This is a genomic window from Paenibacillus sp. FSL K6-1318 (genome assembly GCF_037976905.1).
In the GTDB taxonomy this organism is placed as follows: domain Bacteria; phylum Bacillota; class Bacilli; order Paenibacillales; family Paenibacillaceae; genus Paenibacillus; species Paenibacillus amylolyticus_A.
The window spans coordinates 4,936,683-4,950,203 of sequence record NZ_CP150270.1; the positions used below are offsets into that span (position 1 = coordinate 4,936,683).

The window sequence follows — 13,521 nt, forward strand, 5'->3', positions numbered from 1 at the left end:
ATCAACCCATTTCAGGCCCAGCGCCCTTGCCTATTCTATCCGGGATAATTGCTCTGCAAGCTGACGATAAGCCGGTCCGTCTTCTCTCTCGCTGACCTCATCTTCATCCATCTCCAGCCAGTAGTCCGCATCCAGCAGTTCTGCCATATCCAGCCGCGTAATCTCTGCACATTCAGGATGTTCACATGCTGCAATCATCGGCCCAGGACTGTCGTCCCAGTTGTATCCGTTCACGATGGCATGCAGAAGTACAGCTGAATCCAGTGCACGGATTTGGGCAACCGCCTTTTCTGAAGACTCCTCGTACAAAATTTCATCTACAACGCTTTGCTCCACCTGGGTCAGCTTGAGTCTGACCGCACCTTTGGTGTCCAGTAACATATCCGCTATGTCCGGATTACGTCTAGCTGCATTCCAGGCACTGGCCTGAATTCCAAGGGGAGCGTCCAGTTTGACTCCATGTTCAATCAATAGCTGAATGGCTTCAATCTGCTTGAACTTCACGGCTTTTTTCAGCGCGGTATCCCCAAGCTTGTCCTCTACTTCCAGGTCCGGACCAGATTCCAGAAGACACCGGATCGCTTCAGTTGGCATACGATTTGTCAAATAGAGCATCAGCGGTGTACGCCCACGATCATCCTGCTCGTTGATATCCAATACACCGACGGCTGCTCTGGCTTGTTCCACATCTTTGGATTTGCTAATCTCCACCCAATTCACGGTTCGTTTTCCTCCATCCTCTTCTTACTCTACACAACACTGTATAGGAAAAAAATGCCGGCATCAAGCTGTACTCCAGATGAAAAAAGCCCGTCCAGTACGCAAAATACGCACCGACAGGCCCTCAACTATTTATTATTAAAGTTTATTTTCAACAGAAGCAGCCTGATGATCAGAAACTAACTCATTCAGGTCCACAATCAGTTGCTCCAGTTCTCCGAAGCTCTCCACCATCTTCTGTGTCAGGTTGCGTTGTTCTTCCATGCTCGCCAGAATCTCTTCTGTCGCTGCACTGGACTGCTCCGTTACACTCGAAATCTCGGAAACCTCATTGACAACTCTGGTGGAAGATTCCTTCATCGTAGCCGAACTAATCTCAATATCTGTCGCTTGATTCAATACATGTTGTGAATTGCTGTTGATCGTACGGAACACTTCATCTGCCGTTTGCACACTGTCTCTTCCTTGTTGTAATGAAAGACGAATGCGTTCGAATCGATCCGTCAATGCCTGCGTCTGTCCTTTCAAACGCGACAGTATGGTTGCAATATCACTCGCTGATTGACCCGAGTTCTCGGCCAGCTTACGAACTTCCTCTGATACAACAGCAAATCCGCGTCCATGCTCGCCCGCACGAGCCGCTTCAATGGCTGCATTGAGGGCGAGCAGGTTCGTCTGATTCGCAATATCCGCTATGCTGTTCAGCATAAGTGTCATGGATTCACTTTCCTCGTTGAACTTTCGCATATCACTAGCAGTTGTATTGATCGTTTCATATAGCTCTTGCATCTGAATGTTCAGCTGGTCCATCTGTGTGCTTCCTGTTTGCGTGCTCGTTGCCATACTTGAGGACAACTCTTTCATCTGCTGGGAATATAATGCAACGTCCTTGATATGCTGATCCGACACAGACAAGGATTCCGAAATCTCGGCAACACTGGTCGCCTGAAACTCAACGCCTTTGGCAACTTCACTGAAACCAAGCGTCACCTCATTGGTGATGGAACCAGTCGCATCCACCTTTTGCTTCAACTGATCCGTATAACGAGACAAGCCTTCGACGGATTCCTTCACACGTTCCAGCATGGTTTCGACCCTTTGTTTAGAGTACTCGACCTCATTCTGGCGTACTTCACTTTCATGGAAGAGCCTTTGATTCAGCTGTGAGACCAGCATCAGAATGGCTCCCGTGAGAGCAAATAGTCCCACATTGACAATATTGCCTATTAACTCAACAGAATCAACGGTATTCATAACAAATAACTGAAGAACACTGTTAACTAGCAGGACCGAAAATCCAACCACAAAAAATTTCTTGTTAGGAAATAACAGTAGAACTGCGGTTATGACCAAACTTAACGCAAAATTGACCGTTCCCCAACCGACATAGACGCCACATATTGTCAGTAATACGGTAATCAGCCATGGAATGAGATGAATATGTTTCTTTTTCGCATTAGCGTATGTAATCCAAACTACAAAGATCAGAGCTACTCCATTGGACACAAGTAACTTCGGCATCGTAAAGGCCAGACCCATACCAATGGCAATAATAATCCACATAATGATACCGATTAATTTGTTCCTTTTCCAAATAATTTCGTCCATACGATCCATGCATACCCCGTCCTTTTATGTAGGTTAAACGTAAGTTGTAGGGCCTTTCTGTACTACATCTACTAGTCTTTGGTCCTGCTTATGTGCAAATCGCAAATACGCAGCGCCTTAGCATAGTACATATTAACTTCATAAGTATGAAACCAGCGCTACTTTATGTATATCGGTATTCCACATTAAAAATGAATAAGAAATGTAAAATGATATGCAGGCATATCATTTTACAAACAAAAAAAGGTCTGTCTTATACGTTATGGCGTACAAGACAGGCCTTTTGGGTTGTGAAAGGATGTGCAGTAACGCTTACTTTCCGAACACAAGTGTCGTATTGGAAGAGCCTGCATACTTGGTGACGAACTCACGCGCATAGCTGGCGCTCTCTACCTGATAACTGTAATTGGTACTTGGTCTCCAGTTCGTTTTAGGAGAAGTCGGACTACTAAGTGCTGGTGTACTTCCCGTATCCGTAAACTCACCTTTTCCTTTGTCATCCAGGATGCCGCCCTTTTCAGCGCCAGCACCAAAGTAGTTGTTTTCGGAATAAATCCGTGCTTTTTCACCAATTGTGATGGCCTGATTAAAGTTGTTGGCATAGTTGTTTTTGAGATGGAAGTAACCATATCTTAAAAGTCCAGGACCACGTACATATAAATTTTCGAAGTAATTATTGGACATCGTCACATGAGGTACACCATTGTAACTGCTGTTACCATCATTCGGATGACCAAGAATGACACCATACTTATGGTTTGCAAATTTGGAATTGCTAATCGTAATGTAGTCGGCGCGATCACCGATATACAGAAGCTTGTCCAGATCACTTCCGCCAGAGCTATAGCTGTGGCCGGCAAACGTTACATGATCGATCCAGTAATTGGAACCAGAAGTGATGTATACCTGGATATCATCATTGCCGTTGATATTCGCTGCATGTTGAAAGGTCAGATTCTGAAAAATCACATTGCTTGAACTGCTTGTAGATCTGAAATGAATATTCGTTAATGTATGTTTATCAAAGGAACCTACCAGTGTTTTGTTCGCTCCAAATTCAACCTTTTGCAGAGAGGAAGAAGAAATATTCTGTTCAACAACGACAATTTTGGCTGTAGAGCCCGCCATATGTGTTCTCAGGTCATTGAGATTACTAACGTAGACCACCTGACCGTTCTTGCCACCTGTCGTGGCTGCCTTGGATACACCACTCTCATTCTTGGCACTGCCCGCAAAACCGGTCAGCCCGTTCGTACCTGTGTTTGGATAACTAGCCGCGCCATATGTAGACGGAGCCGTTGAGATCGTTAACAACAATAGCGTTACCGCGAGTAAAAGCATCGAAAATTTCTTCAAAATTTCACCATCCTTTATAATATTATCCTCGAAGACAACTCGATTATATCGTGTAACTTTGGCTGTGACAATACAAAGATTGCAAAAAGACAACAATTATCACTTTTATGCAACAGTAGATCAGATATCGTGAATAAACGTAAAACCAGGCCTTTCTTGCACACAAAATAGAGCCGCTGATTAGCGGCTCTATAAACGAGTACTGTGAGATAAAACTTGGACACTGACGAAAAACTATTCGCTTACAGATAATAATATGTCACGACTTCTGATAGCTGCGGCGGAAGGCGCCAGGTGTGAGTCGTTCCAGCTTCTTGAAGATTGCTCCATAATAGCTGGTAGATTCGAAGCCGACTTGACGAGCAATATCCTCCATCCCACGCTGTACATTGTCGAGTAGCAGTTCCTTGCTCTTGTTGACCCTTACCTGATTAACATAGCTGATGGGACGAATACCTGTCGTCTTCTTGAACAAATGACAGAAATATTCTGGTGTGACACAGATCAATCCAGCCAGCGTTGGCAAAGTAATCTCTTCAGCATAATGCTGTTCAATATAGTCCAGAACCGGCTTTATTCGCTCATACTGCTGCCCGACGGTATCGCTGCCCTCAACAGAAACGCGTTGAATAATCTCTGTCAGTAAGGTATAGAGAATGGCGGAGCATGCATAATTGCTTAATGTCTGCTCTTGTGGTGTTAAGGCAGCTTGCAGCAGCTCCCGCATTCGGGATAGAAGGTGTTCAGGTTGTGCAAGCGTGTATACGCATGTGTCGACAATGCCCACGGTTTCAAACAAGCTCGCTGACCCGTTGCCATCGAAAATGATCCAGTCGACTTCCCAGCTCTCGGATAGCGCATAATATTCGTGCTTCTGTCCAGGGAACAACAGTATGCCCATACCTGGCTTGACGATATGTTCCGTGTCACTTAGCTTAAGCTTGCCCACACCGCTGCGACATTGTATCCACTGATAATCCTGAATACCTTGGTCTCGGCGTATGTGCTCCTGCTCATGATGCAGGCCGATACCAAGCAGATAAAAAGGGAGCAGCTTGTCTCGGGCAGATAATACCGGGAAATTGCGATTGGGAAGAGGCATGCGACTAACTCTCCTGTTATCTTAATATTGTTATATCATATTAATTATTTAAGATATTCACTCCAATTAATATAGCATATAATCGCAATATATTGATAAATGAAGGAGATCACAGGATGACAATTAAGATCGGAATTGATTATTATCCAGAGCAATGGACCCCGGAATTATGGGAGAAAGATGCCGTACTTATGCAAGAGACAGGGGTTGCTGTTGTGCGAATGGCAGAGTTCGCCTGGAGCCGAATGGAACCGACTGAAGGTAATTATCAGTTTGAATGGTTGGATGCGGCTATAGAAGTATTCGCTTCGCGTGGCATGGAAATTGTGTTATGCACCCCAACCAATACCCCGCCAAACTGGATGACTACCCGTTATCCAGATGTACTGCCCATGGATGAGCAACGCCACATCATCCGGCCAGGTGTGCGTGGACATCGTTGCAACAACAGTCCTTCCTTGAGAATGCTGGGCTCCAAATTTGTGGGAGCGATATCACAGCGCTATGGTAAGCATCCCGCCGTTATCGGCTGGCAAATCGATAACGAGATGCACTACCAGGAATGCCATTGTGATACATGCAATCGTGCCTTTGTCGCTTGGCTGCAAAAGCGTTATTCCAATCTGGAGGAGTTGAACCGGGAGTGGGGTACGGTCGTCTGGAGTGGGGAGTACAGCAGCTGGGCTGAGGTAACAACGCCGCTCGGACCCAGCAAACCGATGAATCCTTCTTATCTTCTGGAGTACAAACGGTTTTGTTCCGACAGCGTAGCCTATCTGCTGGGATGGCAGCTTGAGATTTTACGCCGTAACTGTCCAGATCAATTCGTGACGCATAACATGTGGCAATATCCGAATAGCCTGGACTACTATGATATGCACAACGAATTGGACTTCGTCTCTGTCGATTATTATCCGAATGAGCTGCATCGCGATTATGGCGATCGGTTTCCGAGGAACGGAGCACTTACGCTGGACTTGGTTCGTGGTATCAAGCGCCGGAATTTCTGGGTAATGGAACAGCTCAGCGGAGCACAGGGCGCCTGGATGCCAATTCAGCGCACCCCGTATCCTGGACTGATCCGAGCTCGCTCCTGGCAAACAATCGCACGCGGTGCAGATATGGTCGTCCATTTCCGCTGGCGGAGTGCTACCGTCGGAGCCGAACAATTCTGGCACGGGCTGATCGACCACAGCAATGTTCCTGGACGCAGATTCAGGGAATTCGCGGAGCTTACTCGCGAGGTGAACCAGTTAGGAGAGCTGCTGGCCGACTCAACCATTGTTACCCAGGTTGCGATTCTGCATTCGCATGATCAGCATACGGCGCTTTCCCTTCAGCCGCAGGCGGAAGGGGGAATGCACTATATAGACAACTTGTCCTCTATGCATAATGCATTTCTGAAAATGGGCGTCGGTACAGACGTTATCAACTGGACTGAGGAGCTCGACGGGTACAAGCTGGTCATTGTCCCTTCCCTCTTCCTGTTAAGTGAAGAAGTAGCACAGCGGCTGGAGCAATTCGCAGCCAAGGGTGGTACGGTTGTCCTCACCAATCGGACTGGCGTGAAGAACATGAGGAATGTATGTGAGATGTTGCCTCTTCCTGGGCTACTGGCTGAAGCGGCGGGTGTTGTCGTAAGTGAATATGATGCCATCGGCAACAGTGAACATCGGATACGGAACGCGGAGGGCAAGACATTCGCTGCGAAGCAATGGTGTGATCTACTGGAACTGCGAGGGGCAGAGCCAATCGCCTGGTATGACAACGACTTTTACGAAGGTGTACCGGCGGTTACCGTCAATAAGCTTGGTGAAGGTGAAGTGTATTATGTTGGCACTTGGCCGGAGCCATCGTATTTCTATCAGCTGTTTGAAGACATATTGAAGGAAAAGGATTTGGCGCCCAAAATACAGTTGCCGGAAGGTGTCGAGCTGTCGATTCGAACGAAGGGGGAGCAAAACTTCCTCTTCCTGATCAATTTGACGAATGAGCAACGAGAGATTACGCTGGACGTTCCTTATCGCAGCTTGTTGACTAGAGAGAGATTGGATCAGAAGTTGACTCTTCCAGCTCTGGGAGTAGATATTATAACTGTATAAGATCAGCAGCTTTTCTTATTTAAGAAGGGATGTCTCACAAGGCTTACAACCTTGAGGGACATCCCTTCTCTTATTTCACTAACGTACACCAATTCGAATAATAATATTGCCAGTAGTTCATCTTATTTGATTTTGATCCCCAGTTCATCATTCTTGGCTTCCTGCAAATCATCATAGACCTTACCAGTTTTCCCACGAAGTTTTAATACCATCGATTTCGGATTGTCCAGCAGATTGCTGCTGAAAGAATACATCATTCCGTCTTCCGTTCCGCTCCCAAATATCGCGGATAAGTTAGTCTGCTTCCCGTCTTTAGAGGTGGTTACAATCTCGATAGGCTGAACGACCTCACTGATCAACAACTTCGTTTTGTAATCAATCTCTTGCTCCGGCTCATAAACAAGCCTGACCCGAGTTACAAGAGGAGATACCTCAACTTCGGACAACATGACCTCATAACCTCCAACGGTAAAGGTCCGATTAACGTTGATGATTTCCGTTTTTGGAATGGAAAACTTGGGATCCAGTGCAAAAGAAAGATTCATTTTTTTGGAATATTTATATTTTCGTTCCTTTTCTCCTTTTTCTGAATTTCCCACCACATCTGGAACAACGGAAGAAAGCTGGAACTGAAGATTTACTTGCTCAGGCAGTGGTTTATTTCGATTACGCTCAATTGTATTCCGGCCATAAATGGTATGCTTATCCTTCGAAAAATGCATACCTCCTGCACTGCCATTGCCAAGTAAGTCCCCTGTGGAAGCATCCGTCATCTTCATATTAACCGTCGAATACATCTCTTGCGAAGCATCCGTACGGGCCGTATACAATACGGTTATCCTGTTCTCATCCGCCATAACGGCGTTCACGGTAAACTGATATATTCCTGATGTAACCGTCCGATCCACGAGTTGCACATAATCATGATTTAGCGTTGAAGTAATCGTGGCACTATCCATATCCGTAGTTAGCAGGCCACGAAAGGGCTCTAGTACACCCCAATGGGTGACAGGCTCAGTATATGTTGCCGGTTGTTGCCCATAGTTTCCAAGCGGGTCCAGAAGAAACCAACCTGCAGCTAGAACTGTGCCCAGCACTCCCGTAATCCATTTGATACGAACGCTCCTACCTGATCGTCTGGTTCTGGCCTTCGCGAGACCACGTTGAATTGCCGCAGTCGTGTCCGCCGGATTCCATTGCTGTTTCTCTCTTTTCACCTGATATGCATCTGCAAGAAGTGCTTTTTCCTCCGGGTTAGTGGTCATGCCAATCCCTCCTATTCTTCATCAACTTGCGCAACTGCTGGAGCCCCTTGTGCTGCCAGGTCTTGATCGTACCTTCCGGTTTGCCGAGAATCGAGGCAATATCTGTCAGCGTCATGTCGTTATAATATTTCAGCAATAGTACATGGCGATATTTCGGTTTCACCTTTTGCAAAAGAGATTCCATAACAATTCGGTTATCATCGACACTGATCATCCAAGACGCCGGAATGCTGTCCTCCATATCCTCCTTCGCCAGAGGGGTCGCCCGCTTGCGGCGCCTCTGTTCATCGATGCAGACATAGATCAGAATCCGAATGATCCAAGATTTGAACGCCTTCTCATTGTTCAGCGTACGCCGTTTGATCCAAGCCCGGCACGTCATCTCCTGCACCGCTTCCAGCGCATCTTGCCGATTACGCAGATAACTGTAGGCAATGCTAATGAGCGTATCTTGATGTTCCATAATGGATTGCACAAATGCCGTCTCGTCTTCGGTCTGCACATAGATCCTCTGGTTCATCTCTGCTTTTGTTTCCATCCCGCATCCCTCCTTCTCTCTCTTTCTGTGGTATAAGACGGGTGAGTGAAGCAAACGGTTTTTAATATTTGTTCATCAAAAAAAACTCCGCCATCATCATGAGGGAGCTTGATTACATAAGCTTCGGCCGCCGATATACTGAATTACCTACACGCATGAACAATCCTAGATCAACTAACTTACAGGTTACCAGTGACTTCGATCCCGTCAGCCAATTGCAGATGGTTTCTCACCCAAGTGGTGAACTGATTCAAAAACATCCGTAATTCAGGCTCTGCAACCACCTGTTGATCCAACTTTGATAAAATCCCCATCCATACTTCCTTCATAATCGGATTCTCCCAGCAGGGATCAAGTGCCCTCATCTCTTCTCAGTTCGCGGGTCAGTCAATGGAAAGGCGCTATCTAATGCAGGACGAATGTAGTCAAAGTCTTCATGATATATGAACAGCATGTCTTCCATCTCTACTTCGACCGATTTTTGTATGTATAAAGGGGATAAAACAAATCCCACATTCCGTTGCGGACCTTGATACTGGTATATGAGCGCAGCAATAGTCCTCTTTGATTTTTTAGCCATATAGAATCCTCCTGTTTCAGGCAAATCTCCTACCGATCAGAGTTCAAACCAGATTAAACCGCCATCAACCTGCCTGGTTTCCTGCTCCATCTGTTGCATCCAGCCCCGCGCCTCTTCACCCCAGATATGAAACAAACAGTAGATATACAACGCTCCATCCGCAATCTCTTCCACGCCTGAAGCCTCTTCGATCCACACTTCCAGTGCTCTAGGCCAGGAAGGATCTTCACGTTTCAATACAAAGCCGTTGGCATGGTGTTCTAAGCTGTACATGTTGGTAAACGTTAATGCACTTGCCAGACGCTTCACGACTTCCGGTAAAATTGCAGGCTCTGTTGTTCTGATCCCATGTTCCCAGCCCATATGTACAACCTCCTCCTTCAGACTTCGTTCGCTCCAGATTGTTGCTTTTGTTCGTGCATTTGATGGATCGAACGATCCAACCACAATTCGTACCAGTCCAGAAAATGTAGTCGATTCGTATTGCCCCAATACTGATCAGGATAAATTCCATTGCGGTTGGCCCGGTCATCAACCCATATTTCTCCGTAGGAGGCTCCCTTAACGATCAGATTCATGGAAATAGCACAACCAAAATCACTAATGCGCAGCATGCCTGCTGACCATTTTGGATCAAGATATTCATGTTCCAGCACATCCCATTCCTCTTCTTTCTTGCTGTCATCAAACCAATCATAGTTCCAGTTCCATGCTTCCGCGAATTGAAAAGGGTCCGAGATCGCATTCAGCTCATCATCATAACCAAGCACAGCGTATACACCGTCATTCGGGTTTTCCAGACCATAATAAGGTCCTACACCACCCGTTCCCATATGAAGAAGCCATACCTTGTACTCCTCCGGCAACTTGATTCGCCATTTCTGTTCAAATTGCGTGATATCCTCCTGCGTCCACACAGGCGCCATTTCATATTCATGGTTTTCTGCACCGAACAGGTCCAGCTCCGGGTCCAGACTTCGGAGAGTGCTCAACTTTTCACGCATACGTTCCAGTTGTACATCGTACATGACCTTCTTTCCTCCTTTGCTACTCCATTACGTTTGTTCCACGGCGTACCCGCGTTTCTGCAACTCACCCAGTGCGGCTGCCACATCTCGCTCAGGACACAACTGCTTGATCGAGCTGGCAGTCACCGGTTTCTCTTCATACACTTCAGCTACGGCTTCCAATGGAAGATCCTGCAAGTCATAGTACCCTTTTGCCCAATCAACGTAATCGTCCGAGTTCTTCTCTATATATCCAAGTAAAAATTCTGCACCACCTCTGGCGTCCGCTTCGTCTTCCTCGGTCATCGCCAGCTGAATCCAGTTACCAACCTTCCACTGCAAGTCGTCCCCTTCCTGCCATAGGCAAAAGGTCACATCCTCCATATCCAACGTTTCCTCATGACTTCGCAGTACAGCCATCAAGGCCTCTGGCACTTCATCGTACATGCCTGGATAGATCTCACCATCCTCACGCGCATGCGGGCTTAAAGGTGACTCATGATCAAATCCCTTGATCAAGGTACCTGAATTCGTAAACAATACATGCAGATGATCACCTGCACCGTTATTAATGCTTCCCCACGCCACACCTGGCTGAAGCTCAACTTGATAATGATGAACACGTAGCCATTCTTCCTCCGAAAAGATAATATCCAAAGCAGAGAGTATTCTCATTTGTTTACGCAGGGCATCTGCATTCATCATCGTTATCTCGTTCCATTCCTGCATATCAAATTCCTCCTGTTCACATATGTACACTACATCCGAATTAATTCATCCAGCGTGTTATTTCCCTGAATACTTGGTGTCATGACAATCGCGATCCGACTGGCTTCTCTGGATATGATACACGCATAGTTTCCGGGCTTTAACTGAAACAGTACCCCTTCACACGACTCATCCGGCTCCAAATCACCGCCACTGACATCATCTGCTGCTCCTAGATAGACGTTGCCCGACGGAACTTGCAAATGATACACTTTTCCACGTTCTGCTACCCGTTCTGCATCTACATCCTGCATGCTCCATTCCACCTCATACACTCCATCCGCACCCAAGTTAAGGAACAGACAATGGCCTGCATTCACCTCAGCCAGCTCGTCCGCCGGAATGGACCACCAGTCCGAAGTATCCTCGACACGATGCTTTAACGCAGCCAGATCATACAAGCACATTGTTGCCGTATCTGTAACCATTTGAAATGTCCCTCTCATATTCAACCATCCCTTCTGTCTGATTCAGGTCTGAGCTCAGAAATATATTCCATCATTATATCAAGCCGGGTACACGTGTAAAAGGAACCCCTGAACCATCTCTGCTTTCGCAACTCTTCATTTATCGCTTCAAACGGTCGATATAAGCATAACTGACTTTTTTGAACCTGATGGAGGAAGCCAAGCCATGTCAATTAACAATAGAAAAGAACCCTTTCGCTACACATTGAAGGAACCAATCCACTTTGAGATCTATATTCTCAGCATCAACGGGGTTAACGCACCAGCCAAACCCATTCAGGCCGAACTCTGCGATATCAGCCGATCCGGCTGTCAGCTGTCATTTCCGCTGTCTCTTCCTGTAGAGAATAACGATATTCGGATTGGAATGAATATGTTGCTCTTTGAAGATCCTCTATATATGGAAGGCACTCTCCGCTGGGGTCAAGAAAAAAACACCTCATGGCACTATGGTGTTCAACTCGAAATGCAGGATGGGAACCAGGATCGTCTCTCCCGAGAGATGCGAATGCTTGCAGGGCAAGGAAAAATTATTGTGAAATAGTGAAATAGTCATATAGCCTGATAACAAAAAAACAAAAAAAACAGCCCAATCAAATTGGACTGTCGCAAGATGAAAATCTTTATGCCGCTTTACTAGCTGTCACTGGTTGTTCCATTTTGGACCAGTTCACTGTTTTTTCAAGTACTAATGATACCAGCACTCCCATCACGAGACCATTGCTTATAATGGGAATGAGATACATGGGCAACGTTTGAAAGGCTTCTGCAGGAATGTTCATTACAGCAACTCCAGTAAGTACCGGCAACGCTACACGATAGATCGTTTTCGAATTAAACGTCGTACCTTCAAGCGTTCTTAATGCCGTGCCGAACATCTGCAGATAGGCCACGAACAGAACAGCACTGCCGACGCTTGGTGGTATTTGTGCAAAAAAGGCCGTAACCGAAGGTGTAAGACCCATCATACATAACAAGCCGGCTCCAATAATGAAGGCAGCCCTGCGCAGAATGCGAGTACTCTCTAGGAACCCGATTGAAGATGCAAATAAACCAAAGGGCAGCACACCCACGCAGGCTGACAACATCGTGAACAGACCCGTTAGTGCATAGGAGCGCCGATATTGACGGCTTGTTGTCTCTGCCTTATATAGCTTCTCGACTGTGCTTAATGTGGTGATCGAATTCGTCATATTCACCAGCCCTACGAAAAATGCAGTAATGACGATGCCCGGTTCCCATCTGGGTGCTCCCCATGGAAACAACGTTAGGCCTGTTGCGATCTGATTCGGCTGTCCGCTATGCTGTCCAGGGAACAATAGACTATACGCGATCCAGCCTGCCACAATGCCAATCAAGATTGCGTAGTTCCCCAGTTTCCCCCTGCCCTTCAATTGAATCCATGCCACCAGAAATGCAATGACAACGGATAATGCGGCGACAGGCAGATCGAAGCGGCCAAACTCCGTATATCCAATCATGCCTTTAAAAAAGTTCATGGTCAGTTGAATCGTCATCAGAAATAGCATGGCACTCTTCACCATAGGTGTGAACAGCTTTTGCAGCACTCGCGCTGCCCCCAGCCAGCCCAGAATCATCATTGTCAGTCCTGCTAACAAAAAACCTGCAGCCAGCCCACCACCAATACGCTCCAGACTCATACCCGCTGATGAAGCAGATACCGTCAAGCTTAGTGTTAATCCCCACCATAATCCTGACGGACCATCCATGACCGCATATCGGTGACCGAATACAGCTTGAAGAATACACACCGCTCCGGTAAGTATAAATGCGTGCTGCATCGAAGCAGCGATCGCATCCGGGGACAGCTGAAAATTATGTCCAATCGATAACGGAACAACAACGGTATTGGTAAACAGGAAGAAAAACCACTGTATGCCCGCCAAAATCAGTGAAGATACGTCCTTCATATTCTTTTGTGAAAACTGCTCTAGATGTCTGTTCATTCGTTAGGAATATCCTTTCACGTTCTGTATCATAAATGTAT

At 46.5% G+C, this 13,521-nt stretch carries 15 protein-coding genes; 2 read left to right on the forward strand and 13 right to left on the reverse strand.

The features are described from left to right. Positions 1 to 30: 30 nt before the first annotated feature. From NYE45_RS21885 to NYE45_RS21900, 4 genes are all read right to left on the reverse strand, one after another. Positions 31 to 720, reverse strand: a complete 690-nt coding sequence (locus NYE45_RS21885; RefSeq protein WP_340013978.1) for a DUF4274 domain-containing protein — start codon at positions 718 to 720, stop codon at positions 31 to 33. A 138-nt stretch (positions 721 to 858) separates the two neighbouring features. Continuing rightward, positions 859 to 2,337 (reverse strand): methyl-accepting chemotaxis protein, encoded by a 1,479-nt coding sequence (locus NYE45_RS21890; protein ID WP_340013979.1) that lies wholly within the window; start codon positions 2,335 to 2,337, stop codon positions 859 to 861. A 303-nt stretch (positions 2,338 to 2,640) separates the two neighbouring features. Further along, positions 2,641 to 3,669, reverse strand: coding sequence for a pectate lyase (locus tag NYE45_RS21895; protein WP_260986631.1), 1,029 nt, complete (start codon positions 3,667 to 3,669; stop codon positions 2,641 to 2,643). Between the two features lie 274 nt (positions 3,670 to 3,943). Beyond that, positions 3,944 to 4,786, reverse strand: a complete 843-nt coding sequence (locus NYE45_RS21900) for an AraC family transcriptional regulator (RefSeq protein WP_340013980.1) — start codon at positions 4,784 to 4,786, stop codon at positions 3,944 to 3,946. Between the two features lie 116 nt (positions 4,787 to 4,902). Here NYE45_RS21900 and NYE45_RS21905 point away from each other — a divergent pair, with 116 nt between their 5' ends. Then, positions 4,903 to 6,888, forward strand: coding sequence for a beta-galactosidase (locus NYE45_RS21905; RefSeq protein ID WP_340013981.1), 1,986 nt, complete (start codon positions 4,903 to 4,905; stop codon positions 6,886 to 6,888). 122 nt (positions 6,889 to 7,010) lie between these two features. Here the strand turns inward: NYE45_RS21905 and NYE45_RS21910 are convergent, their stop codons facing one another. From NYE45_RS21910 to NYE45_RS21945, 8 genes are all read right to left on the reverse strand, one after another. Beyond that, positions 7,011 to 8,153 carry a DUF4179 domain-containing protein gene (locus NYE45_RS21910; RefSeq protein ID WP_340013982.1) on the reverse strand — a complete coding sequence of 381 codons (1,143 nt, stop codon included), beginning with the start codon at positions 8,151 to 8,153 and terminating at the stop codon, positions 7,011 to 7,013. Continuing rightward, complete coding sequence (locus NYE45_RS21915; protein ID WP_340013984.1) at positions 8,143 to 8,691, reverse strand: sigma-70 family RNA polymerase sigma factor; 549 nt, start codon at positions 8,689 to 8,691, stop codon at positions 8,143 to 8,145. Before NYE45_RS21915 ends, NYE45_RS21910 begins: the two co-directional genes overlap by 11 nt. A gap of 179 nt (positions 8,692 to 8,870) precedes the next feature. Beyond that, positions 8,871 to 9,020, reverse strand: coding sequence for a hypothetical protein (locus tag NYE45_RS21920; protein WP_340013985.1), 150 nt, complete (start codon positions 9,018 to 9,020; stop codon positions 8,871 to 8,873). A 32-nt stretch (positions 9,021 to 9,052) separates the two neighbouring features. Beyond that, the gene (locus tag NYE45_RS21925; RefSeq protein WP_340013986.1) at positions 9,053 to 9,271 is read right to left on the reverse strand and encodes a hypothetical protein; all 219 of its coding nucleotides are present in this window, start codon (positions 9,269 to 9,271) and stop codon (positions 9,053 to 9,055) included. A 36-nt stretch (positions 9,272 to 9,307) separates the two neighbouring features. Further along, complete coding sequence (locus tag NYE45_RS21930) at positions 9,308 to 9,634, reverse strand: hypothetical protein (protein WP_340013987.1); 327 nt, start codon at positions 9,632 to 9,634, stop codon at positions 9,308 to 9,310. A 17-nt stretch (positions 9,635 to 9,651) separates the two neighbouring features. Further along, complete coding sequence (locus tag NYE45_RS21935; protein WP_340013988.1) at positions 9,652 to 10,299, reverse strand: SMI1/KNR4 family protein; 648 nt, start codon at positions 10,297 to 10,299, stop codon at positions 9,652 to 9,654. 27 nt (positions 10,300 to 10,326) lie between these two features. Next, entirely contained in the window at positions 10,327 to 11,007 is a 681-nt protein-coding gene (locus NYE45_RS21940) for a hypothetical protein (protein WP_340013989.1), read from the reverse strand. 29 nt (positions 11,008 to 11,036) lie between these two features. Further along, on the reverse strand, positions 11,037 to 11,492 hold the full coding sequence (locus NYE45_RS21945) for a DUF6386 family protein (RefSeq protein WP_340013990.1): 456 nt from the start codon (positions 11,490 to 11,492) through the stop codon (positions 11,037 to 11,039). Between the two features lie 187 nt (positions 11,493 to 11,679). On the opposite strand from NYE45_RS21945, the gene NYE45_RS21950 reads away from it, so the two are divergent. Then, entirely contained in the window at positions 11,680 to 12,057 is a 378-nt protein-coding gene (locus NYE45_RS21950; RefSeq protein ID WP_036617371.1) for a PilZ domain-containing protein, read from the forward strand. A 79-nt stretch (positions 12,058 to 12,136) separates the two neighbouring features. Here the strand turns inward: NYE45_RS21950 and NYE45_RS21955 are convergent, their stop codons facing one another. Next, entirely contained in the window at positions 12,137 to 13,480 is a 1,344-nt protein-coding gene (locus NYE45_RS21955) for a uracil/xanthine transporter (protein ID WP_340013991.1), read from the reverse strand. Positions 13,481 to 13,521: the final 41 nt, after the last annotated feature.